The sequence below is a fragment of the Micromonospora sp. NPDC007220 genome (genome assembly GCF_040634035.1).
Lineage (GTDB): Bacteria > Actinomycetota > Actinomycetes > Mycobacteriales > Micromonosporaceae > Micromonospora > Micromonospora reichwaldensis.
On sequence record NZ_JBEYEU010000019.1, the window covers coordinates 1 to 23,839 of the forward strand.

At 74.9% G+C, this 23,839-nt stretch carries 17 protein-coding genes; 3 read left to right on the forward strand and 14 right to left on the reverse strand.

Features of this window, described 5'->3' with window-relative positions; translation table 11 throughout:
- Positions 1-186: 186 nt before the first annotated feature.
- Complete coding sequence (locus ABZ573_RS24870; RefSeq protein WP_151454569.1) at positions 187-1,788, reverse strand: MFS transporter; 1,602 nt, start codon at positions 1,786-1,788, stop codon at positions 187-189.
- A gap of 30 nt (positions 1,789-1,818) precedes the next feature.
- On the reverse strand, positions 1,819-2,487 hold the full coding sequence (locus ABZ573_RS24875; protein ID WP_151454568.1) for a DUF899 domain-containing protein: 669 nt from the start codon (positions 2,485-2,487) through the stop codon (positions 1,819-1,821).
- 381 nt (positions 2,488-2,868) lie between these two features.
- Here ABZ573_RS24875 and ABZ573_RS24880 point away from each other — a divergent pair, with 381 nt between their 5' ends.
- Positions 2,869-6,333: a BTAD domain-containing putative transcriptional regulator gene (locus tag ABZ573_RS24880; RefSeq protein ID WP_358121361.1), complete on the forward strand. Its 3,465-nt coding sequence runs from the start codon at positions 2,869-2,871 to the stop codon at positions 6,331-6,333.
- Positions 6,334-6,450: 117 nt separating this feature from the next.
- Here ABZ573_RS24880 and ABZ573_RS24885 read toward each other — a convergent pair whose 3' ends face one another.
- The 3 genes from ABZ573_RS24885 to ABZ573_RS24895 form a co-directional block, all read right to left on the reverse strand.
- A complete protein-coding gene (locus tag ABZ573_RS24885) occupies positions 6,451-6,864 on the reverse strand; it encodes an SgcJ/EcaC family oxidoreductase (protein ID WP_132238240.1) in 414 nt (137 codons plus the stop codon).
- A gap of 66 nt (positions 6,865-6,930) precedes the next feature.
- Positions 6,931-7,323 (reverse strand): hypothetical protein, encoded by a 393-nt coding sequence (locus tag ABZ573_RS24890; RefSeq protein ID WP_151454566.1) that lies wholly within the window; start codon positions 7,321-7,323, stop codon positions 6,931-6,933.
- 80 nt (positions 7,324-7,403) lie between these two features.
- Complete coding sequence (locus tag ABZ573_RS24895; RefSeq protein ID WP_358121363.1) at positions 7,404-10,412, reverse strand: hypothetical protein; 3,009 nt, start codon at positions 10,410-10,412, stop codon at positions 7,404-7,406.
- Positions 10,413-10,758: 346 nt separating this feature from the next.
- On the opposite strand from ABZ573_RS24895, the gene ABZ573_RS24900 reads away from it, so the two are divergent.
- Complete coding sequence (locus ABZ573_RS24900) at positions 10,759-12,108, forward strand: acyltransferase (RefSeq protein ID WP_358121365.1); 1,350 nt, start codon at positions 10,759-10,761, stop codon at positions 12,106-12,108.
- A 73-nt stretch (positions 12,109-12,181) separates the two neighbouring features.
- Complete coding sequence (locus ABZ573_RS24905; RefSeq protein WP_358121367.1) at positions 12,182-13,570, forward strand: FAD-dependent oxidoreductase; 1,389 nt, start codon at positions 12,182-12,184, stop codon at positions 13,568-13,570.
- 294 nt (positions 13,571-13,864) lie between these two features.
- Here the strand turns inward: ABZ573_RS24905 and tpx are convergent, their stop codons facing one another.
- The 9 genes from tpx to ABZ573_RS24950 all read right to left on the reverse strand — a co-directional run bounded on the left by tpx (position 13,865) and on the right by ABZ573_RS24950 (position 23,691).
- Positions 13,865-14,392 (reverse strand): thiol peroxidase, encoded by a 528-nt coding sequence (tpx, locus tag ABZ573_RS24910; protein WP_358121369.1) that lies wholly within the window; start codon positions 14,390-14,392, stop codon positions 13,865-13,867.
- A gap of 179 nt (positions 14,393-14,571) precedes the next feature.
- Positions 14,572-15,807 (reverse strand): MFS transporter, encoded by a 1,236-nt coding sequence (locus ABZ573_RS24915; protein WP_327028764.1) that lies wholly within the window; start codon positions 15,805-15,807, stop codon positions 14,572-14,574.
- Positions 15,804-18,125, reverse strand: coding sequence for a malto-oligosyltrehalose synthase (treY, locus tag ABZ573_RS24920; protein ID WP_358121371.1), 2,322 nt, complete (start codon positions 18,123-18,125; stop codon positions 15,804-15,806). The genes ABZ573_RS24915 and treY overlap by 4 nt, the downstream gene beginning before the upstream one ends.
- A complete protein-coding gene (gene malQ, locus ABZ573_RS24925) occupies positions 18,125-19,627 on the reverse strand; it encodes a 4-alpha-glucanotransferase (RefSeq protein WP_151454559.1) in 1,503 nt (500 codons plus the stop codon). The genes treY and malQ overlap by 1 nt, the downstream gene beginning before the upstream one ends.
- Entirely contained in the window at positions 19,608-21,017 is a 1,410-nt protein-coding gene (locus ABZ573_RS24930; protein ID WP_151454558.1) for a glycogen synthase, read from the reverse strand. Before ABZ573_RS24930 ends, malQ begins: the two co-directional genes overlap by 20 nt.
- Positions 21,014-21,748 carry an HAD family phosphatase gene (locus ABZ573_RS24935; protein ID WP_327028766.1) on the reverse strand — a complete coding sequence of 245 codons (735 nt, stop codon included), beginning with the start codon at positions 21,746-21,748 and terminating at the stop codon, positions 21,014-21,016. Before ABZ573_RS24935 ends, ABZ573_RS24930 begins: the two co-directional genes overlap by 4 nt.
- Positions 21,748-22,023: a MoaD/ThiS family protein gene (locus ABZ573_RS24940; protein ID WP_132238266.1), complete on the reverse strand. Its 276-nt coding sequence runs from the start codon at positions 22,021-22,023 to the stop codon at positions 21,748-21,750. Before ABZ573_RS24940 ends, ABZ573_RS24935 begins: the two co-directional genes overlap by 1 nt.
- 14 nt (positions 22,024-22,037) lie before the next feature.
- On the reverse strand, positions 22,038-22,811 hold the full coding sequence (locus ABZ573_RS24945) for a thiamine biosynthesis protein ThiG (protein WP_225852181.1): 774 nt from the start codon (positions 22,809-22,811) through the stop codon (positions 22,038-22,040).
- 280 nt (positions 22,812-23,091) lie between these two features.
- The gene (locus tag ABZ573_RS24950; protein ID WP_327031238.1) at positions 23,092-23,691 is read right to left on the reverse strand and encodes a nitroreductase family protein; all 600 of its coding nucleotides are present in this window, start codon (positions 23,689-23,691) and stop codon (positions 23,092-23,094) included.
- Between the last annotated feature and the right edge of the window lie 148 nt (positions 23,692-23,839).

A 23,839-nucleotide genomic window follows, 5' to 3' on the forward strand; every position in this document is an offset into this window, starting at 1 on the left:
CCGAGCGCCCCCCCCCGGGGGGGGGGCGGCCCCCCCCCGCCCGGCCGCCCGCCCCCGCCGCGGGGGGCGGGGGGCCCCCCCCGGCCCCCCGCCACCGCTCGGGGGGCCGCTCGGTCTTCCGCTACCGGCGTGCGGCGGGGGTGGAGTGCTCCACCCCGGCCGCACGGTCGCGCCGCGACCGACCCGTCAGCGCCGGGCCGACGCGGGCGTCTCGTCGGTGCCGCCGGCCGGGACCGCCGGGGCATCGACGACCGGTTCCTCGGCCGCCGGGCGTACTCGGCGCAGCAGCAGCGCCGATGCCACGGCCGCGATCACCGCGATCACCGCGCTGACCAACCCGGCCACGTTGAACCCGCTGGTGAACGCCGCCCTGGCGGCCTCGAGCAGGGCGCTCCCGGTCTGCTCGGAGAGCTGCCCGGTCACCGCGCTCGCGCCGGCCAGCGAATCGCCGGCCGCCTCCCTCACCTGCGCGGGCAGGTCAGCGGGGAGGGCCGGGGCGATCTCGCTGCGGTAGACGGCGGTGCCGACGCTGCCCAGCACCGCGACGCCGAGCGCCACCCCCAGCTCGGTGCTCGTCTCCGACATCGACGACGCCGAGCCGGCACGTTCGGGCGGCGCCGCCCCGATGATCAGGTCCGTGCCCAGCACGGCACCGGGACCGAAGCCGAGATAGACGATCACCAGACCGGTCACCGCGAGGCCGAGCCCCCCGGCGGTGCCCACCTGGCTCAGCAGCGCGAAGCCGACCGCGGCGATCGCCATGCCGCCGGCGACCACGTAGCCCGGGGCGAACTTCTGCGCGATCATCGGCGCGAGCATCGAACCGACCAGCATGGACACCGCGTAGGGCAGCATCCAGAGCCCGGCCCGCAGCGGGGAGAGGCCCTCGACCAGCTGGGCGTACTGGGCGAAGAGCAGCGCGATGCCACCGATGGTCGACCCGCCGAGCAGCATGATGCCCAGGGCCGCGCTGAAGGTCCGGTTGGCGAACAGCCGCACCTCGAGCAGCGGGTTGGTGAGGCGGCGCTGCCGCGCCACGAAGATCACGCCCACCACCACACCGACGACCATGGCCAGGATGGGCCGGACGCCGAAGCCGTCCTTCGCCAGCTCCTTGAGGCCGTAGACGAAAGGCAGGATGGTGGCCAGCGACAGCACCACGCTGAACAGGTCGAGCCGCCCTGCCTCCGGGTTGCGGTACTCGGGCAGCAGCAGCGGCGCGGCCACCAGCAGCACGACCATCACCGGTACGCCCAGCAGGAAGACCCCGCCCCACCAGAACGACTCGAGCAGCACGCCGCCGACCAGCGGTCCGATGATCGCGCCGATCATGAAGCAGCTCATCCAGAGGCCGATGGCCATGGTGCGCTGCTGCGCGTTGCGGAACATGTTGCTGATCAGCGACAGCGTGGAGGGCATCAGGGTCGCCCCGGCCACGCCCAGCAGCGCCCGGGTGGCGATCAACATCTCGGCGCTGCTCGAGTAGGCGGCGATCACCGACGCCACGCCGAAGGCCGCCGCGCCGATCATGAGCAGCCGGCGGCGGCCGATCCGGTCACCGAGGGTCCCCATGGTCACCAGGAATCCGGCGATCATGAAGCCGTAGATGTCCATGATCCAGAGCAGCTGGGCGGCGTCCGGCGCCAGGTCGGCGCTCAGCTGCGGTAGCGCCAGGTAGAGCACGTTGAGATCCAGCGACAGCAGCAGGGTGGGCAGCGTGAGCACGGCCAGGCCGATCCACTCGCGCCGGCCCGCTCTCGGTTCCGCCTCGCTCGCGTTCACATCCATCGTGGTCCTTCCTCCGTATCGGTGCGGCGCCTAGTTGTCGTACTCGTCGTGCAGCCGCCACCAGCCGTACGGCTCCTCCTGCGGGCGTCCGTCCGGGGTGTCCTCCCAGGTCTCCTGGCGGCCGAGCGGGGTAAGGTCGAGCAGCGTCCAGTTGCTGCCGAGCGCCTCGACGCCCCGCTCCGAGGTGAAGTAGGTGCGGTACACCTCGTCGCCGTCGCGCAGGAAGACGCTCAGCCCGAACGCCTCCCCCGCCTTCGTGGTGAGCCCGAGGTCGGTGTTGAAGTCGGTGCCGTGGGACGAGTACCAGGGCAGCGTCCAGCCCATCCGCTCCTTGAGCGGGGTGATCTCCGCCAGCGGCGCCCGGGAGATCAGCGCCAGGGTGGTGTCCCGGGCGTTCAGGTGGGCGGGGTGGCCGAGGTTGTCGACGAACATCGAGCATCCCTCGCAGTAGTGCGACTCGCCCGGCCTGAGCATGAAGTGGTAGACGATCAGCTGACGCCGGCCGTCGAAGATGTCGGCCAGGTTGGCCTTGCCGCCCGGGCCCTCGAAGACGTATTCCTTGTGGATCCGTGTCATGGGCTGCCTGCGGCGCTCCGCGGCCAGCGCGTCCCGGGCCCGGGTCGCCTCCTTCTCCTTGGCGAGCAGCCGCTCCCGGGCGGTGTCCCATTCCGACTGCGACACGATCGTCGGCAGGTTCATGCTGTCTCTCCATTCGTGGTCACGGACGCCCCCTGCCGGGAGCGGTGGCGACGGGCGCGGGCGCTCCGGCGTACCGGAGGGAGCGCGGGCCGTCGCACGGCACGGACGCCGACCGGAGCCCTGGGCACGCTCCCGCGCCGGTGTCGCCCGCCCTCCGGCCGGCTCGTTGGCGGTCGACCTGGATCGGCCGGCCCGGGACGCGCACGCGGTCGCACCATGACATCCGGTGCGCCTCCCTCGCCTCGCCGGGCCGGATCCGTCGCCGGTCCCACTCTGCCGCCCACCGCTCCCGGTCCACTCCCGGTCTTCTCCCGGTGCGCTCCCGGTCGCCGCGCCGCGCCGTGACCGCCCGTCGTCGGTGCGCTGCGCTACGGTGACGCCATGCGTTTCGGGCTCCTCGGTCCGTTGGCGGTCTGGACGACGGACGGCGCACCGGTCACCGTGCCCGATCTGAAGGTTCGTGTCCTGCTCGCCGACCTGCTGGCGCACCAGGGCCGCCCCGTCCCCGTCGACCGGCTGGTCGAGGACCTGTGGGGCGAGCGCCGGCCGGCCAATCCCAGCGGGGCGCTACAGACCAAGGTCTGGCAGCTGCGGCGGGCGTTGAACGACGCGGAGGCCGGCGGCAGGGACGCGGTGGTGTCCCGACCGCCCGGATATCTGCTGCGCACCGCACCCGGGCAGACCGACGCCGACCGGTTCGGCGCGCTGGTCGAGCGGGCCACCGGCACGGCCGCCCCACCCGCCCGGGTCGCGCTGCTGGACGAGGCCCTGGCCCTGTGGCGTGGCCCGGTGCTGGCCGACTTCGCCGACGAACCGTTCACCCGCCCGCTGGCCACTCGGCTGGAGGAGCAGCGCCTGGTGGCCGTCGAGGAGCGGGCCGAGGTCCGGCTGGTCCTCGGCGAGCATCAGCTGCTGGTCGGGGAGCTCGCCGACCTGGTGGCGCGGCACCCGTTCCGGGAACGGGCCCGCGCCCTGCAACTGCGCGCCCTCTACCGGGCCGGGCGACAGGGCGAGGCGCTGGAGAGCTACGCCCGCTTCCGCCGGCAGCTCGCCGAGGAGCTGGGCCTGGACCCGGGCCCGGAGCTGGTGGCGCTGCACCGGGCGATCCTGGCGCACGACCCGGCGCTGCTCGCCGACCAGCTTGGTTCGGGCGACCGGAGCGGCCGGAGCGGTGCAAGCGACCAGGGCGACCAGGGCGGTACAAGCGGCCAGGGCGTCCCGAGCGGCAGGAACGGCCAGGGCGGCAGGAACAGCCAGGGCGGCGGGATCGGCCAGGGCGGCGGGAGCGACCCGAGGGATCCGCGCGGCGCCGAGCCGAGCGGCGCGGACGATCCGCTGGCCGCGCCGCGCCCGGCAGGTGCGGGACGGGTGATGCCGAGGACCAACCTGCCCGCCCCGCTGACCCCGCTGGTCGGGCGCGCGGAGGCCGTGCGACACGTCCACGACCTGCTGCGCGTCGAACGGCTGCTCACCCTCGTCGGTCCGGGCGGAGTGGGCAAGACCCGGCTGGCGGTCGAGGCGGCGCACCAGCTCGTCGAGGCGTACCCGGACGGGGTGTGGCTGGTCGAGCTGGCCTCGCTGCGCCCGGACGACCCCGCCGCGCTGGCCGGGTCGCTGCTGGCGGTGCTCGGCATCCGCGAGGCCACCGGGGCCGACCGTGGGCCGACGGGCGCCCCGGCCACCCCCGCCGACCGTCTCGTCGACGTGCTGGGCGGCCGGTCCCTGCTGCTGGTCCTGGACAACTGCGAGCACGTCGTGGAGCCGGTCGCCGAGCTGGCCCAGCGGATGCTGCCGCACGCCCCGGGCGTACGCCTGCTGGCCACCAGCCAGGATCCGCTCGGCGTGGCGGGTGAGCGGGTCTGGCCGGTCCCCCCGTTGGAGTTGCCCGACCCGGAGGTCACCGAGCCCGAGGTGCTCGCCCGTTCCAGCGCGGTGCAGCTCTTCGTCGCCCGGGCCACCGCCGCCGCCCCCGGATTCGCCCTGGACGCGACCAACGCCCGTGACGTCGCCGAGCTGTGCCGCCGCCTCGACGCGGTGCCGCTCGCGCTGGAGCTGGCCGCGACCCGGGTACGCGCGCTGGGCGTGCACGGGCTGGTCACCCGGCTGGACGACCGGTTCCGGCTGCTCTCCGGCGGCCACCGGGGCGCCCCGCCGCGCCAGCAGACCCTGCGCGCGATGATCGACTGGAGCTGGGAGCTGCTTTCCGACCCGGAGCGGGTGGTGCTGCGGCGCCTCGCCGCGCACGCCGACGGCTGCACCCTGGAGGCCGCGGAGGCGGTCTGCGCCGACCCGGACCTGCCCGCCGACGAGGTGCTCGGGCTGCTCGTCCGGCTGGTCGACCGCTCGCTGGTGGTGATGACCGAGGGCGCCGGTGAGCCGCGCTACCGGCTGCTCGAGTCGGTCGCCGAGTACTGCCTGGCGCGGCTGCGCGCGGCCGACGAGGTGGCGGTGGTGCGCCGCCGCCATCGGCGCCACTACCTCGAGCTGGCGCGGCGGGCCGACGACGAACTGCGCGGGGCGGCGCAGCGGCGCTGGCTCGCGCGGCTGGACCAGGAGACGGCCAACCTGCGCCGCGCGCTCGACGGCGCGCTGGCCGACGACGACGCGGCCGGTGCGCTGGAGCTGGCGACCGCGCTGGCCTGGTACCGGTACCTGCGCGGCCGGCTGCGCGAGGCGCGCCGGTCGATCGAGGCGGCGCTCGCCGTGCCCGGTGCCGTGCCGACCTCGCTAAGGGCGGCGGCCACCTGCTGGCGGGCCGGGCTCGCCCTGCTGGAGGCCGGTGGCGACCACGCCCCGCTGGTGGCCCCGGCGTTGGCGGGCTGGCCGCCGGACGAGGACCCGGCGGGGCGGGCCCGGGCCACCTGCTTCCTCGGCCTCGCGCTGCTCAACACGGGGGACGTCACGACCAGCCAGGAGCTGGTCGACGACGCGCTGGCGCAGTTCGAGATGCTCGGCGACCGGTGGGGGGTGGCGACGGCGCTGAGCCTGCGGGCCGGGCACGCGCAGTCCCGGGGCGACCTGGAGGCGGCCAGCCGGGACAGCGCGCGCAGCGTGGCGCTCTTCCGCGAGTTGGGCGACCGGTGGGGCCAGCTCCAGGCGTCCTTCGCGCTGACCACGCGGGCGGAGGCGACCGGCGACTACCCGGAGGCGGCCAGGCTGCACCGGGAGGGCCTGCGGATGGCCGAGGAACTCGGGCTGTGGCTGGAGGCCTCCGACCGGCTCTCCGGCCTGGGCCGCATCGCGCTGCTCAGCGGCGACTACGACCGGGCCCGGGAGTTCCACGAGCGGGCGCTGCGGCTGGCCGCCGAACAGAACTTCAAGCCCGGGGAGCTGTACGCGCAGATCGGCCTCGGGCTCGGGGCCCGCCGCGAGGGCCGGCTGGACGCCGCCGAGGAGCTGCTGCGCGGCGTCCTGGCGTGGACCCGCCAGCCGGGCCTGGACGCCGACGTGGTGCGGGCACTGCTCCTGGCCGAGCTGGGCTTCGTCGCGGAGCAGCGCGGCACCGCCCGCGACGCGCACGAGTTGCACGCCGAGGCGTTCGAGGTCGCCACCGCCATCGGCGATCCCCGGGCGCAGGCGCTCGCGCTGGAGGGGCTCGCCGGCACGGCGACGCTCGACGGCCGGCACGGCGACGCCGCCCGGCTGCTCGGCGCGGCGGCCATGGCGCGGGCCTCGGTGGGCGCGCCGCTGCCGGCCGGCGAACGGGGCGACGTCGACCGGATCACTCAGGCCGCGCGCGACGCGCTCAGCCCGACCGCGTTCACGGAGGAGTTCGACCGTGGCACCGCGCTGACCCCCGCCGAGGCCTACCGCTCGCTGGTGGCCGGCCTCCCCCGCCCCGCCTGAGCGGGCGGGGCTCAGCCCGGGCGGCGGTCACCCGGACGCACCGACGCACCCCGCACCGCCCGTGGACGGTGCGGGGTGCAGTCGGACGCCGGGCGACCCGCCGTTGCGTACGCCTCGTCAGCGGTTGGCCGTGCCCTTGGAGTTCTGGTAGGCGGCGATGCTCCACCCCCCGTCCACCCGGACCACCGTGGAGGTGGCGAGGAAGGCGCGCTCGGCGACGAACTCGGTCTCCCCCTCCAGGAGCACGCTGCCCTGGGTCACCAGCAGCGCGATGTCGTCGGTCAGGAAGCGGACGTCGAGCGGCTCGACGAGGACGTGGGTCCCCCCGTACGGCCCGGCGAACCCGGCGGCCATGTAGGAGCGGATCTCCTCCCGGCCCTTCATGTAGGCGTCACCGATGAGCGTGCCGTCCTCGACGAAGATCGCCGCGAACGCGTCGGCGTCGTTGGCCGCCCAGGCCGTCACGATGCGCCGCGCGACGTCCCGTACGGCCGTCTCGTCGCTCACGACAGCGGCATTGCCTGCGGACATGTCGTTCCTCCTCCTCGTGTCACCGGTACGCCGCGGGCGTCCGGACGTGCGGGCCGCGTGGGCGGGTCAGCAGGTGATGCGGACCTCGGGAGAGGTCAGGTAGGCCATCATGTTCGGGTCCCAGACGACGGACCGGTAGATCCGGGTGCCGCTGGCCCGGCACGGGAATTCGAGCCGGGTCGTCGACCCGGGGTCCATGTAGCGATCCAGCACCGTCCGCCAGCCGGTGTCGGTGGTTTCGTAGCGCATCAGCCAGATGACCGCGAGGACGACGCAGTCGTTGGTCGCCACGCTACGGACCATCAGGCCGGCGGGGCTCTTCTCCGGGGTGCTCGGCGCGCTTATGCAGCTCCGCGGTTCCGCAGCCGCCGCCGCGGCGGCGGTCGGGCCCGAGCCGACCGCCCCGACGGCGAGGACGACGGCCAGCGTCAGCGACAGCCATCTCGATACCGTTGCCATGCTTCCTCCTGTCCGGCCGGCCGGCCGGCTTCCGCACCTGGGCGCGAAAGCGGCGGCCGGCCTGCCCGTGTCGTACCGGATCACTTCACGAACCGGTACGCGTTGACGATGGTCTGGTCCAGCCGGTTGCCGTGCGAGTCGACCAGGGTGGCGCGCAGCGACACCGTCCGGGTTCCCTTCGGCGCGTGCACCACCGCGCGGTAGCCGCCGTCGCCCGCCGGCACCACCGGGGCCTTGCGCCAGGTGCGGCCCCCGTCGACGGAGACCCGCACGGCCAACTGCCGGACCCGACCCACGCGGGCCTCCGGCTGGGACATCACCGACACCGGCAGCAGGGTCACCGGCGCCCAGCGGGCGACGTTGTGGTCGTCGACCGTCGGCGCGTACCGGACGACCCACAGCGGGAAGGACTCGCCGGCCTCGCCGGCGGTGTCCGACCGGAACGTCCACGTCGCGTCCACCCGCGTCGACAGGGGGGAGTACGACGGTCGGCTGGTCCGCTTCTCCACGCGGAACGTCGCGGGCCCCGGCGGCACCTCGGCCTCCAGGTTCCCGGCGCCGGAGGCGGCCACCAGGCGGCCGTCGCGGTACATCCGGGTCGTCGCCGCGTCGGTGAGGGAACCGGCCCGATGCCCGTCCTGGTCGGAGTACATGGGGATGCCGAACCAGACGGTGTCGCCGCGCCGGCCGGCGTGACCGGCGAAGTCGAACATCGGCCCGAGCACCGACGCGTTCCACCGGTCGGTGTACCGCTGCCCGGCCTGGTACGACTGGTTCGCCTGGCCGAAAGCCGTGATCTCGACCGGTAGCCCGTCCCCGCCCGGGACGTTCTCGCCGAAGGCGGCGCTCCACAGGGTGGCGCCGCCCTCCAGCAGGTGCGTCGTACGCGCCGGCAGCCTGAACGGCAGCAGCGGAGTCAGCGTGCCGATGACGCCGGGCGCGTTGGGGAACAGGGCCTTGGTCGCCGCGCGGCCGGTCACCTGGGCGACCAGCCGGCTGTCCACCGTCGCCAGGTCCCGATCGGCCACCTTCCGGTCGAAGCCGGTGAAGAAGCCGCCCGGGCGGGTGTCGAGCAGCCCGTAGGTGTAGGGGGTGTCGCGGAAGTCGCCAGCCGGGCCGGGCACCGCCCAGGTGGAGTGGAGGTAACCGGTCATCCGCTCGGCGGGCAGGTCGGGGCCGAGCTGCCCGGAGCGCAGCCCCTCGAAGCCGTCGAGGGCCAGGGCGAGGCCGAACCCGGTGCCGTCCTCGGCGCGCCGGTTGAAGCCGAGGTCGACCATGGCGGTCCGCGCGTCCGGGCGGGGCACGGTGGTGCGTACCGGGGCGGTCCGTCGGGCGTCCATGGTCACCGTGGCGTCGGCGTCGAGGGCCAACTCCGGCTGGACCAGGCGGTGCCAGGTCGAATCGGTGTCGCCGAAGTCGACCACGTCGCCGACGAGGACGTAGCTGCCCTTCGGCAGCCGGGTGGTGGCGGTGCCGTCCTCGCCGTACAGCAACGCCCTCAGCTCGCCGGTGAGGTCCAGCACCATCGTCTCGGCCCGGCCGGTGGGCCGCCCGTCCGGCCCGAGGTGCCGGACGGTGAGCGTGTGGCTCTCGACCTCCTTCTCCACCTCGACGCGCGAGCGCACGGCCAGGTCGGGCGCGCCCGCCGGGGTGGCGGTGACGGTGCCCGTGTAGCGGCCGTCGGGCCCGTCGTGGCGGGTGTCGGCGGCGACGGTGACGCCGGCCGACCCGCCCGCCGGCACGGTCACCGTGGTCGCGTCGAGCCGCAGCGCCCCGGCGGGGGCGGGCGTGCCGTCGGGGCCGGTCAGCGCGACGTCGAGCCGCAGCTCGACGGGCCGGTCGCCGTGGTTGTGCCAGGTGAGCGTCCGCTGTTGCGGGCGGTCGTCGGCGTGCGGCCACTGCTGCACCCCGAAGGCGAGCGAGGCCGTGGCCGGGAGCACGTTCCGCCGGGCCAGCGCCGCCGCGTCGAGCGCACCGTCCACCGCGGAGGCGGCGAGGGCGGCGCGGAGCCGGTCCACGGACCAGTCCGGGTGACGCTGGGCGAGCAGTGCCGCGCCCGTCACCGTGCCGGCCGGCAGCCCGGCCGCACGCCCGTCGGGCCCGTCGTGGGTGGCGATCGCTCCTGCAGCCCCGTCCGCAGCGGGGGCCAGCACGAGGGCCCCGGTGCGGTCGCCGATCCGTTCGATCGCCCGGCCGAGCGGGCCGGTGCCGAGCTGCTCCGCGCCACCGACGCCGAGGTCGACGACGTCGGCCCGGCCGGCGGCCCACTCCAGGCCGGCCAGGATCGCCGACTCCGGGCACCGGCCGTCGTCGTCACATACCTTGCCGTCGAGCAGCGTCGCGCCGGGCACGGCGGCGGCGGTGCGGGTGCCGTGTCCGTGCCGGTCACCGGTGCTCGCGCCGGCGAAGACCTGCCGGCGCGCCACCCGGGCGGCCGGCCTGGCCCGGTCGGCGTCGACGCCGGTGCTCAGCACGGCCACGGTCGGCGCGGCGCCACCCGCCGACAGAGCCGGGGGCAGGTCGGTGGGCGGCGCCGGCACGGGCGCCGGGGTCAACGGCCTGTCCAGCCAGATCCTCTCGATGCCTGCCCGCTGCTCGCGAATCGCCGACCAGGCCGAGGCGGCGTCCGTCTTGACCACGGTCACCGCGCTCATCCCGGCTACGGCGAACCGGCCGGTCGTGCGCAGCCCCGGCCCGGTCAGACCGGCCGCGGGATCGGCGCCGCGTCGCGACACGATCAGCGGCAGCCCGGGGCTGCGGGCGTCGTCGTAGCCGGCCCGGACCAGCGCCGTGACGTCGAACAGGCGCCGGTCCAGCAGCCCGGCGGCGACCAGCGGGCGGGCGTCCTCCGGGAGGACCGTGCGGTGCCCGCCGGCACGGTGGCTGGTGAAACGGGTGCCGGCGCGGCCCGGGGCGGCGGTCACGGTGACCCGCGCGCCGTCCGGGGAGACGGTGACCCGGTCGCCGGTGATCAGGGTGACCCGATGGTCGGACTGGCTGGCGGGCGCCGGCGCGGGGTCCGCGTCTCCGCCCGCGACGGCGGGGGTCTGCTGCCCGGTGATCACCAGTACTGCCGCCAGGGCCGCCACGCCCCCGACCGCGATGGCCCTTCGGCCGCGCCCTCCGCTACCGGTTGCCGCACGTTTCTCGCCCACCCTGTGTCCCCTCCGCCGCTTCGGTCCGCCGCACGTGCGGCGGTCATCGCTGGTGTCTGGTCATCAGGGATCGTCGTCCGGCCCCTCTGGGCCCCGCATCTCCCGTCGTGCGCTCATCCCGTCGCCGGGCGCGGGGTTGCGCACGGTGGAAGGTGCGCCGGGTCCGGCCGAGCAGCACGATCCGACAGTGGAGCGGACGGACGCGCCGGGGCGCCCGGCTCTGCCGAGGCAAGGCTCAACAGATCCTTTTCGGACAGTGCGGGTGCGTGAGGAGCGGACGATGACATCAGTGCGAGGGGACGCGCCGGGGGCGACATCCGCCACCGGCCAGCGGGCCCGACCGAGGATCTTCTTCCCCGAGCTGGAGGGCATGCGCGGGGTCGCCGCCGTGATGGTCATGCTGACCCACATCGCGCTGACCACGGGCATGATCGCCTCCGACATGTACGGCGCGGCCGGCAACCCGGTCGCCGGACCGATCTTCAACACCATGGACGTCAGCCTGCCGATCTTCTTCGTCCTCTCCGGGCTGGTGCTCTACCGGCCCTTCGCGCTGGCCACCCTCACCGACCGGCCGCCGATGGCGCTGAAGCCGTACTTCTGGCGGCGGGCCCTGCGGATCCTGCCGGCGTACTGGTTGCTGGCCGTGACGGCGCTGCTCGTGCTCAACGCCGACGCCGTCACCGGGCTGTGGCACGTGCTGCGCCCGCTGCTCGTGCTGCACGTCTACCAGCCGAACGCGATGCCCACGGGCATGGAGCAGACGTGGAGCCTCGCGACCGAGGTCGCGTTCTACGTCACCCTGCCGCTGCTGGCCTGGGCGTTGCGCCGCTGGGCGGTACGCGCCGCCGACCCGGGGACCCGCGCGAGGCGGCTGCTGGTGCCACTGGGCGCCCTGGTGCTGACCGGCGCCGGCTTCGCCGCGTACCACCACCTGCCCTCGATGGGCGCCTTCCCGATGCAGCACCTCTGGCCGACCGAGTACATGGGCTACCTGGCGGTCGGCATGATCCTGGCGACCCTCTCCGCCGTCGCCGAGGTGGCGCCCGAGCGGACGCCGGCCCCGTACCGGTTCCTCATCCGGCACCCGGGCGCAGCGTGGATCGGCGCGGCGCTGGCGTACGCGACGGCCTGCTCCCCCCTGGGCGGCCCGAACGACATGAACTACCCGCCGCTGGGCTCGGCGATGGTCGACCACGCCCTCTACCTGGCCATCTCCCTGCTGCTGGTGGCGCCGCTGACCCTGCCGGCGGGCCGTCCCGGCTACATGCGGGCGGCCCTGTCCAACCCCGTGCTGCGCTTCCTCGGCCGGATCTCCTACGGGGTCTTCCTCTGGCACGTCTTCTACCTGTGGGTCTACTACGGAACGACCGGCACGCCGCTGGGCACCGGCAACTTCTGGCTCGTCACCGCGGCGGTGGCCGGTGCCAGCGTGGTGACGGCGACGCTGAGCTTCTACCTGGTGGAGCGCCCGGCGATGGGGCTGCGGCCGTGGTTGGGCCGGGCGCCCGTGGACCCGGGGGCCCAGGCGCCGAGCACGGTCCGCGAGCAGCTCCCGGCCGGCCGCGAGGCGGCGCAGTGGGAGCCGCGCAGCACCGAGCCGGCCGCCCCCGCAGTAGCGGCCGAGTGAGAGCGACCGCAGACCGGCACCCCCTGTACCGGGCGGGAGGTCCGTCCGGCGGCAAACCGAGAGGAACCACACGATGAGCGACACCGCGAGAGGCCGGGCCGTCGTCCTCGGCGCGAGCATGGCCGGACTGTTCGCCGCCAAGGTGCTCGCCGAGGCGTACCGGGAGGTGGTCCTGGTGGACCGGGACCGGCTCGCCGACGCGACCGAGGTGCGCCGCGGCGCACCGCAGGGGCGGCACCTGCACGGCCTGCTCGCCCGGGGTCAGCAGGCCATCGAGGAGCTGCTGCCCGGCTTCACCGACGAGGCGACCGCGGCCGGACTGCGCTCGGGCGACCTCGGCACCCGGATCCGCTGGTACTTCAACGGCCACCGGCTGAAGCCGGCGGAGACCGGCCTGCTGGTGGTCGGGGGCTACCGGCCGGGCATCGAGGCGCTGGTGCGGCGCAGGGTACTGGCCCTGTCGGGGGTGCGGCTCGTCGAGGACGCCGACGTCGTCGCCCCGGTCGCCACCGCCGACGGCAACCGGATCACCGGCGTACGGATCCACCACCGCGGCGCCGACGTCGCCGAGGTCATCGACGCCGACCTGGTGGTGGACGCCACCGGCCGCGGCTCCCGGACCCCCGCCTGGCTGACCGAGCTCGGCCACGGCCCGGTGCCGGAGGAGCGGATCAAGATCGGGCTCACCTACACCAGCGCGCGGTTCCGCTTCTCCCACGACCCGTTCCACGGCGACGTCTCGATCAACCCGGTGGCCACCCCCGCCCATCCGCGCGGCGCGTTCCTCGCCACGCTGGGCGGCGACACCGGGCTGCTCTCGCTCACCGGCATCCTCGGCGACGAGCCGCCGACCGACCGCGAGGGCTTCCTCGCGTACGCGGCCTCGCTGCCCGTGCCCGACATCATCGACGCCGTCCGGGACGCCGAGTTCCTCGACGAGCCGGCCTCGTTCCGGTTCCCGGCCAGCGTCCGGCGCCGCTACGAGCGGGTGTCCCGGCTGCCGGAGGGGCTGCTCGTGGTCGGCGACGCGGTCTGCACGTTCAACCCGGTGTACGGCCAGGGCATGACCGTCGCCGCCCTGGAGGCGCTGATCCTGCGCCGGCACCTCGCCGGCGGTGGGGCGCCCCGGCCGCGGGCCTTCTTCGCCGACATCTCCCGGCAGCTCGACGCCCCGTGGGAGGTCGCCGCCGGCGGCGACCTGGCCCACCCGCGGGTGGAGGGTCCGCGCCCGTTCAAGGTGCGGATGGCCAACGCCTACATCGCCCGGGTGCACGCCGCCGCCACCCGGGACAGCCGGGTCACGGACGCCTTCCTGCGGGTGGCCGGGCTGATCGACCCGCCGCAGGCGATCATGCGTCCCTCGGTGATGCTGCGCGTGCTGCGGGCGGGCGGGCAGCCGGCCGGCTCCGTCGCCACCCCGTCCGGCCCGGTGGCCCGTCCCCCGGCACGCGACCGCGGCTGAGGCGGGTCCACACCCGCGGAGGCCACTACCCCACACGAGCTACGGCCCGTCGTGCCGCGCACGACGGGCTGTACCGGTGGACGGAGGTGGGGACGCCGCCGGCGGCGCACCTGACGGGGATGCGGCCGGCGCGCGCACGTGCCTAGAAGCGCGAGAGCAGGGCCCGGCGCGGGCACGCGCACATGGCCGCGAGCGGGCGCAGGCCTGGTGGCGGGCAGCGTCACGCGGTGACCACGACGCATCGACGTCGTGGCCACCGCGTGCGCGCACCGGCGGGTGGCGACCCGGGGCGGGTCAGCGGGACGACGCCGACCTCGCCGCGGCGACCACCTCCTCGTAGCGCGGGTGCTCGCCGACCTCGCGCACGTACTCGACGTGCACGACGCGGTCCTCGGCGTCGACCACGAAGACCGCCCGGGCGAGCAGCCGGAACTCCGCGATCACCACGCCGTAGGCGAGCCCGAAGGACAGGTCGCGGTGGTCCGAGGCCGTCCGGACCCCCTCGATGCCGGCGTTGCCGCACCACCTGGCCTGCGCGAAGGGCAGGTCCACGGAGATGGTCAGCACGCTCACCCCCGGCAGGGCGGCGGCCTCCTCGTTGAACCGCCGCGTCTGCTGGTCGCAGACGCCGGTGTCGAGCGACGGCACCACGGACAGGATCCGCACCGTACCGGCCGACGAGGCCAGGTCGACCGGCGAGAAGTCGTTGGCCAGCGCGGTGAAGGCCGGCGCGGGATCGCCCACACGCACCTCCGGCCCGAGCAGCGTGACCGGGCGGCCCCGGAACGTCGTGACGCCGGCACGTTCCAACGCGACTGTCATCAGGTTCTCCTAGCGTCCAGCGGGAGTGGGCGGGTCGGCCGGCGCCGGCGGGACCCACCGGGCACCGGCGGCCCCAGGGAGGCGCGGCCGGTACCGGGCGGTACGCCGGCCCGCGCCGCACCCAGCATCGTCCGCCGCGCCCGACGGCCGCACCTTCGCACGTGCCGCCTCGCGCCGGGTCAGCGCACCGCGTCGGCGTGCTCGGGGGCGGTGGCCGACTCCTCGGCCGGCGGCCGGCGGCGCAGCATCGGCACCGGGATCAGCGAGACGACCCCGGCCGCGACCGACAGCACCACGTAGTTGGTGGTCGCCAGCACCACCCCGGCCACCACGCTGGCCACGGCCGAGGCGGCCCACACGAGGGCGTCCACCCGGCCCTGCACCGCCCGCCGCGCGGCCGGGGTCAGTGCCTGGGTGAGCAGGGCGCTACCGCCGACGAAGGTGAGGTTCCAGCCCCAGCCGAGCAGGAAGAGCGAGACCACCAGGCGGGTGAGGCCGCTGCCGTGGGCCGCCGGCCACGACGCCACCACGACGGAGGTGACCAGCAGGCCGATGCCCATCAGGATCGCGGCCCGACCGCCGAAACGGTCCGACAGGTAGCCGGAGAGCGGCGCCAGCGCGAACATGCCGATCATGTGGCCGCTGAGCACCACGCCCACCGCCGTGAGGCCGTGGTGGTTGCTGCTCATGTGCAGCGGCGTCATGGTCATCAGGGCGACCATGGCCAGCTGCCCGGCGATCATGGACACCAGCGCGACGGACACCACCGGGTGCCGCCACACCTGCGCCGGGGTCGGATCGTTGGCGCCCCGCCGGGCCGCCGTCCGCGACCGGGGCATGGCGGCGGAGGCGAGCACGCAGATGCCGGCCGCCAGCAGCGCCACGAGGAACGGCCCGGCCAGGTCCGGCAGACCCAGCCGGCTGGCCGCGGTGGCGCTCGGTTCCATCAGGTTGGGCCCGAAGACCGCCCCGACGGTGCCCGCCCAGACGATGACCCCGACGGCCAGCCCCTGCCGGCGGGGCGGGTACAGGTCCGCCGCGCAGTACCGCGACAGCTGCGCCCCGCCGTTGCCCACCCCGAGCAGCACCATGCCGAAGATCAGCAGCAACACCTGCCCGGAGGCCACCGCCGCGCCCGCCACCGCCGCGCCCACGATCGCGACCAGGTAGCCCAGCGACAGCGCGGAACGGGTGCCCCGACGCGCCATCAGCGCGGCCAGCCAGAGCGTGCCGGCGGCGGTACCCAGCACGCCGGCCGCGTTCGGCACGCCGCTCCAGAGCTCGGTCAGTTCCTCCGCGCCGATCAGCGTGGACGCCGTGCTGGCCCCCACCATGGAGGTGTTGGTGGCGGCCACCCCACCGAGCAGGGCCGCCATCGACCGTCGCCGGCCGGTGGTTTCCACGTCGACGCTCATGATCCTCTTTTCTTGACGAGCAGTGCCACCGGCAGGCGGCCGAACAGGTCCTCGACGCGGGGCGCCGACGAACGGACCGGCGCGCCGGTGAGCACGTCCACCCAGCCGTCGGCGTCACCGGGCAGGGGCACCACGGTGTCGGCCCAGCCGCCCCGTTCGGCGAGCCCCACCGGCAGCCGGGTGGCCAGCGCCACGACGCCGTCGTCACCGCCGCGCGAGAAGCCGATGAGGTGCTCCGCCGCGCCGCCCTCCGCGCGGACCGGGCGGTAACCGCGGAACAGCCGCGGACTGTCCCGGCGCAGCCGCAGCACCCGGGAGGTGACCAGCAGCTTGGCCGCCCCCGTGTCGTCGACCCGCGGCGTCCGTCCCGCGTCGATCTCCGCCAGCAGTCGCCGGCGGGCCGCGAAGTCGACCGGGCGGCGGTTGTCCGGATCGACAAGCGAGTAGTCCCACAGCTCGGTGCCCTGGTAGACGTCGGGCACCCCGGGACCGGCGAGCTGGAGCAGCTTCTGGCCCAACGAGTTCGACCAGCCGGGCGCGGCGATCCGGTCGACGAAGGCACGGACCTCCGCCGTGAGGGACCCGTCGGCGAGCACCCGGGCGGGCCAGCTCGTGACGCCGTCCTCGTAGTCGAGGTCGGGATCGTGCCAGTTCGTGCGCACCCGCGTCTCGCGGGCGACCTTGAGCAGGTAGGCGGAGAGCCGCTCGGGGCCGATCGGCCAGGCGCCGAGCAGGGTCTGCCACGCCAGCGGTTCGAGCAGGGGGTCGCCCAACGGCTGCCGGGCGGACCAACGGCGGAAGCGCTCGGCGTACGCCTCCGGCAGCTCGCTGAGCACCGCCAGGCGGGCCCGTACGTCCTCCGAGCGCTTGGTGTCGTGGGTGGACAGCGTGGTCATGGTGGCGGGCCAGCCGGCCTCCCGGACCGCGTTCGCCGCGTGCAGCTCACCCGGCGACACCCCGAACCGGCCCGGGTCGACGCCCACCTCGTTGACCGCGACCAGGCTGTTGTGCCGGTAGATCGCCGTGTCCTCGACGCCCTTGGCCATCACCGGGCCGGTCGCCTGCTGCACCCGCACCGCGAGCGGGCCGGTCGGCCGGGCGACCATCTCGTCCCGGACGGCGGTGAGGATCCCCCGCAGCGCCGGCCGACGCCGGGCGGCCCGCTCGACCGCCTCGTCCAGCGCCCAGCGGTGCTGCGGGAGATAGGACCGGTAGACGGGAAACTCCACCAGCAGGGCCCGGACGGCGTCCGCGCGCTCGGCCGCCGGGCAGCGGGGCAGCAGCGCCGCGACGAGCGCCTCCACCCGTCGCGCCTCGGCGACCAGCATCGTCGCGACGACCTGCTCGCGCGCCTCGCGCACGACGTCGGCCAGCGCGGTGCCGGTCAGGCCGGCCGCCTCGGTCAGCCGCTGCCGGCCCGCCGGGGCCACGAAGACGCCCGAGATCTCGGCCAGCGCGTCGTAGCCCGTGGTGCCGTCCACCGGCCAGCCCGCCGGCAGCTCCTCGCCGACGCCCAGCACCTTCTCCACGACGATCCACGCTGCGGGCGCCGCGGCCCGCAGCCGCCGCAGGTATTCCGAGGGGTCCGCCAGGCCGTCCGGATGGTCGACGCGCAGCCCGGTGACCTGCCCCTCCCGGACCCAGCGCAGCGTCTCGGCGTGCAGCGCCCCGAACACCTCCGGGTCCTCCGTGCGCAGGCAGGCCAGCGTGTCGATGTTGAAGAACCGGCGGTATGTCAGGTCGGCCGCCCCCCGGCGCCAGGACACCAGCCGGTAGTGCTGCCGGCCGTGCACCTGCGCCACCGTGCCGTGCCCGGTGCCGGGCGCCAGCGGGAACCGGTGCTCGTGGTAGACCAGCGAGTCGTCGGCGAGCTTCAGCTCCCCCTCGGCCGCCGCGCCGCCGTCGCCGTCGTCGCCCAGCACCGGCAGCAACAGCGGCCCCGCCGACCAGTCGACGTCGAAGAACCGGGCGTAGCGGGACTCCGGCCCGTGCCGCAGCACGTCGGACCACCACGGGTTGGCCGCCGCGTCGGCGACGCCCATGTGGTTGCAGACCACGTCGACCACGAAGCCGAGCCCGGCCTCGGCGAGCCGGCGGGCGAGCGCGAGGCGCGCCCGCTCACCGCCCCGGCCCGGGTCGGCGCGCGTGGGGTCGACCAGGTCGTAGCCGTGCGTCGAGCCCGGCGCCGCGGCGAGCAGCGGGGAGGCGTAGAGCGCGCCGACACCGAGGTCGACCAGGTAGTCGGTCAGCACGACGGCGTCGGAGAGGCCGAGGTGGGGGCCGAACTGGAGACGGTACGTGGAGGTCGGTGCCGCCATCAGCCGGTGAACCCCCTGGCCCGTCGGGTGGACGCCCGCCGGTCCCGGCCGTACGTCTCGGTCAGCCGGCGCAGCCGGAACTCCAGGCCCGGGGTCAGCGCCTCCGCCCGGAACCGCCACCGCCAGCTCCCCTCGGCCTGCCCCGGGACGTTCATCCGGGCCGCCGGGCCCAGCTCCAGCACGTCCTGCAACGGCAGGACGGCGAGCTCGGCCACCGACGCGAAGACCGCCCGCGCCATCGACCGGCAGATGCCGTCCGGTACGCCCCCGAGGTAGCGCTCCACCCGCAGCCGCTGGTCGGCGCTCGACTCCTCCCACCAGCCCAGTGTGGTGTCGTTGTCGTGGGTTCCCGTGTAGGCCACGCAGTCGGTCGGGTAGTGGTGCGGCAGATGCTGGTTCTCATCGCCGGCGAAGGCGAACTGGAGCAGCCGCATGCCGGGAATGCCGGCGTCGATGCGCAGCTGCTGCACCTCCGCCGAGGCGGGCCCCAGGTCCTCGGCCAGCATCACCACCTCGCCGAGTTCCTTGCGGACGGCCTGGAACAGCGACGGGCCCGGCCCGTCGCGCCAGCGCCCCGCACTCGCCGGCCGGCCCACCGGCACGGCCCAGTAGCGCAGGAAGCCCCGGAAGTGGTCGAGCCGGATCATGTCGTACAGCTGGGTCATCCGGCGGATCCGGTCGACCCACCAGGCGTACTGGTCCTCCGCCATCAGCTCCCAGCGGTAGAGCGCGTTGCCCCAGACCTGGCCGTCGGCGCTGAACTCGTCGGGCGGGAACCCGGCCACGGCGGTCGGACGGCCCGCCGCGTCCAGCTGGAACAGCTCCGGCGCCGCCCACGTCTCGCAGCTGTCCGTGCCGGCGAACATGGCCACGTCGCCGATCAGCTCGATGCCGAGCCGGCGGGCATGGTCGCGGACGGCGGTGAAGTGCGAGGCGAACAGGTACTGCTCGAAACGGTAGTAGTCGAGGCGGTCCCGCTCGGTGTCGTCGAGCCGGGCCAGCGCGTCCGGGTCCCGCCGGGCCAGCGGCGCCGGCCAGCTCGTCCACGGCCCGCCGTACCGCTCCCGCAGGGTCATGTAGCGGGCGTAGTCGTCCAGCCACCACGCCTGTTCCCGGGCGAACGCCTCGCTCTCGGCGGTCGGCGTGAAGGCGGCGTACGCCCGGGCCAGCAGGTCGGCCTTGACGGCGCCCGCCGCCGGGTAGTCCACGGTGTCCGGCGGCAGCGCCGGCACGTCCGCCAGGTCGGCGGCGGTGAGCAGACCCTCGTCGCGCAGCCGCTCGACGCTGACGTAGAGCGGGCTGCCGGCCAGCGTGGAGCTGGCCTGGTACGGGCAGCCGTCCGCGCCGACGGGGTTGAGCGGCAGCATCTGCCACACGCTCTGCTCGGCGGCCGCGAGGAAGTCCAGCCACTCGATCGCGGCCGGCCCGAACTCACCCACCCCGAACCGGCCCGGTAGTGAACTGGGATGCAGCAGGATCCCGCTACGTCGGTTGACCGGCACCCGAGTCGTCCTCCCGTCCTGTCCCGTGCGCCGGCGCGCGCACGTACAACTGCTCGTACCGCTCGGCGGCCTCGTCCCACGAGAACCGGGCCCGCATGCCGCGCTCCCGCAACCGCGCCCACGCCTGCCGGTCGGCCCAGCGCGCGACCACCTGCGCGATCAGGTCGACCAGGTCCGGCGCGCGGTAGCCGTCGAACGAGAAGCCGAGCCCCGTCGCGGCGACCGTCTCCGCCATGCCGCCGACCCGCCGCACCACGGGCACCGACCCGTAGCGCAGCGCGATCAGCGGCGCCAGCCCGCACGGCTCGAACCGGGAGGGCGCCAGGAAGGCGTCCGAGCCGGCGTACGCCAGCCGGGCGATCGCCTCCCCGCTGTCCGGGTGGTAGGCGACGTGCGGGTAGTAGCGGGCGGCGCGGCGGAACGACCGCTCGTACTCGGCCCCGACGCCGACGACGACGAGTTGCAGGCCGAGGGCGGCGATCTCGTCGATGCCCTCCAGCAGCAGGTCGACGCCCTTCTGGTCGACCAACCGGCCGACGAAGGCGAACAGCGGCACCTCCGCATCCGTCGCCAGGCCGCTGCGCTGCTGGAGCGCGCGCTTCGCCACCGCCTTGCCCGCGAGGTCGTGCACGTCGAAGCGGGCCGGCAGGTGCGGGTCCGTGGCGGGGTCGAAGTCGTCGTAGTCGACCCCGTTGCGGATCCCGTGGTAGTCCTCGCCCCGGGCCCGCAGCAACCCTTGCAGCCCGACCCCGTGCGCGGGGGCGAGGGTCTCGTCCCGGTAGCGGGCGCTGACGGTGGTGACCGCGTCGGCATACCGGATGCCCTGGGCCAGCAGGTTGCCGGTGCCGTAGCGGGTCAGGTCCAGCTCGTCGGCCTTGTCGTGCGGGAACAACCCCTGGTAGGCGAGGTTGTGGATGGTCATCACGGTCCGCGGCGACGCGTCGAGGGCGCGCAGGTACGCCGGGACGTGCCCGACGTGCCAGTCGTTGCAGTGCACCGCGTCGGGCGGGCTCGCCGACCGCGCGGCCAACTCGGCGACCGCCCGGGAGAACAGCACGAAGGACGACAGGTGCTTCTCCACGTACCCCTCGGGCCGCTGCCAGTCGGGATGCTGCGGCGTCCGCAGGGTGAGGTACCGGACGCCGTCGTGGTCGCCCAGGTCGTCGACGGTGAACTCGGCGCGCGCCGAGCCCGCCGCGACCGCCACCGTGCCGACCCGGCGGCCGTCCGGCAGCCCCGCGTAGCCGGGCAGGAACAGCCGTACGTCGTGCCCCCGGCCGGCCAGCGCCCGGGGCAGGGCCCGGGCGACATCCCCGAGACCGCCCACCTTGACCAGGGGCGCCACCTCGGAGGTGGCGAAGAAGACCCGCAGCGGGCGGCCGGCGCTCACGCCCGCGTCCCCGACAGCGTGGCCGGCCCCGCGACCGTGGACAGGCCCGCGATCGGGGCGCCGGCCAGGCGCAGCTCGACCGCGCCGGCGGCGCGGGCGACGCTCAGCGCGGCGAGGTCCGGCGCGGTCCAGGTCGCCCCGGCGGCCCGCAGGGCCGGCGCGTCGCCGACGCCGACCGTCACCGCCCCGGCGGACGAGGCCGCGCGGACGCCGCTGGGGGCGTCCTCGACGACCAGGCAGCCCGCCGGGGCCAGCCCGAGCCGGCGCGCCGCGAGCAGGTAGCAGTCCGGCGCCGGCTTGCCGCGCGCCGTCTCGCCCCAGGTGACCATGGCGTCGAAGGCCGCGGCGACGCCCAGGTGCGCCACCACCCGCCGGGCCCGGCGCGCGGAGGCGCCGGTGACCAGCGCCAGCCGGACACCGGCGCCGCCGAGCGTCGCCAGGATCTCCCGGGCACCCGGCACCTCGACGAACGCGAGGTCGGTCTCGGCGACCCGCACCCGGCGCAGGATCTCCTCCCGCGTGTCGGCGTCGAGGTCGCCGAAGAGCGCCGAGACCGAGTGTTCCGGGGAGCAGCCGAGCACGTCGTCGCGGATCGCCGACGCGGACAGCGCCCGATCGTGCTCGGCGGCCAGGCCCCGCCAGAGCGACAGGATGGCCTCGGTCGAGTCGATCAGGACGCCGTCCAGGTCGAACAGCACACCGGCGAAGACAGGGACCGGTCCGGACGCCATCAGCCCCCCGCCACGGCGGGCAGGATGGTCAGCGAGTCGCCGTCGCGCAGGCGGGAGTCGAGCATCCCGCTGGTGCGCACGTCGACGTCGTTGATGTAGAGGTTGACGAAGCGGCGCAGCTGCCCGTCCTCCCCCATCACGCGGCTGCCCAGCCCCGGGTGCCGGGCCTCGAGGTCGGCCAGCACCTCGGCGACGGTCGAGCCGTCCGCGGTCACGTACTTGCTGCCACTGGTGTAGTTGCGGAACACGGTCGGGATGCACACCTCGACGGCCATGGTCGGCTCCTCGGTCAGTAGGGGATCTCGTCGCCGGGCATGGCGCCGGCCAGGTACGACAGCCGACCGGCCTCCACGGCGTGCTTCATCGCCTGCGCCATCAGCATCGGCTCCCGGGCCTTCACCAGGGCGGTGTTGACCAGTACCGCCGCCGCCCCGAGCTCCATCGCCAGGGTGGCGTGCCGGGCGCTGCCCAGCCCGCCCTCGACGACCACCGGAATGTCGACCGTGTCGATGATCTGGCGGATCGGGCCGGGGTCGGGGATGCCGTGGCCGGAGGCCACGGGGGCGCTCATCACGCGCAGCGCCGAGCAGCCGAGCGCCGCCAACTCCTTGGCGGTCGCGAGGTCGGGCAGGATGAACGGCATGACCTCCCAGCCCTGCTCGCGCAGCTGGGCGGCGACCTCGACGGTGGCCCGGTTGTCCGGCTCGTTGGTCCGGCCGCGGACGTCCAGCTTGAACACGGTGATGCCGTAGGCGTCGTGCAGGATGTTGACGGTCTTCCACGCGCTCTCGGCCGACCGGGCGAACGAGGTGGTGCCGATCCACAGGTACTGCTCGATGGGAATCTCGTCGGCCAGATCGGACAGCAGGAGACTCGAACGGTTGTTGTCGGGGTCCACGGTGGTGATGAAGACCTGCGAACCGGTCGCCTCGAGCACCTGGCGGATCACCGACGGCGACGTGTACTGCTCGATACCGACGAGCAGGCGCGAGGTCAGCTCCGTGTCGCCGAGCCTGACCCATGCGTCCCGGAGGCCAGCGACCTCCATCGAATCCACGGACATGTACACCCTTTCTGGTCGAGCCGGGCACGACCGGCGGCGGGAGCGTCAGCCCGGGCCAGGGTGGGGCGGGGGCGGGGCCCCCGAAGCCCGCCAAGACCCGGACGCACCGCCGGCCGGCGAATCACCGATCGGTCCGTCACAGGAGTTGCGAAAAGAATCTTGGTTGCCACGGCGCAGCGCGGCATCTTCCAACGTGCGGCACTTCATTACGCGCGGATCATTGATTGTTTACGAGAACGGTGATATTCGGCCGGCCCGCGTCGGCGCGGGGAAGGGGCCGTCACCGCCGGATCAGGACCTCCGGCAGCGGCTTGCGGACCAGGTCCGGCACCGTCGCGTCCGGCGCCGGATAGCCGACCGGCATGACCAGGTACGGGCGCTCCTCCGGCGGGCGTTCGCACACCTCGTTGAGGAAGCGCATCGGGCTCGGCGTGTGCGTCAGGGTGGCCAGGCCGGCGTGGTGCAGCGCCGTGATCAGCACGCCGACCGCGATGCCGACGGACTCCTTGACGTAGTAGGGCTTCGGGGACCGGGGACCCTGGTGCACCTCGAACACCACGATCACGACCGGCGCCACCTCCAGGAAGGGCTTGTGCCAGTCCGTACCGATCGGGGCGATCGCCTCCAACCACTGCGCCGACGCGCGCCGGGCGTAGAACTCGCGCTCCTCGGCCTCGGCGGCCTCCCGCAGCCGGCGCTTGCGGGCCGCGTCGGTGATTACGACGAACCGCCACGGTTGCAGGTTCGCGCCGCTCGGCGCGGTCGCCGCCGCGCGGATCGCCTCATCGATGACCTCCATCGGCACCGGCTGCGGCGAGAAGTGCCGGATGGAGCGTCTGGCGGCCATCCGGTCGGCGAAGGTACGCGCGTTGTGCACCATGTCCCCCGCCGCCGCCAGCGGCGAGTCGGGTCCGGGGTCACCGGTCATTCCAGCCATGAACGCCTCCCGCGTGATCGACGGATCCAGCATCGCCCAACGGCGCCGGGCGCGTTTACGCAACCGTGCGGAACTTCGACCGCCGGCCGCC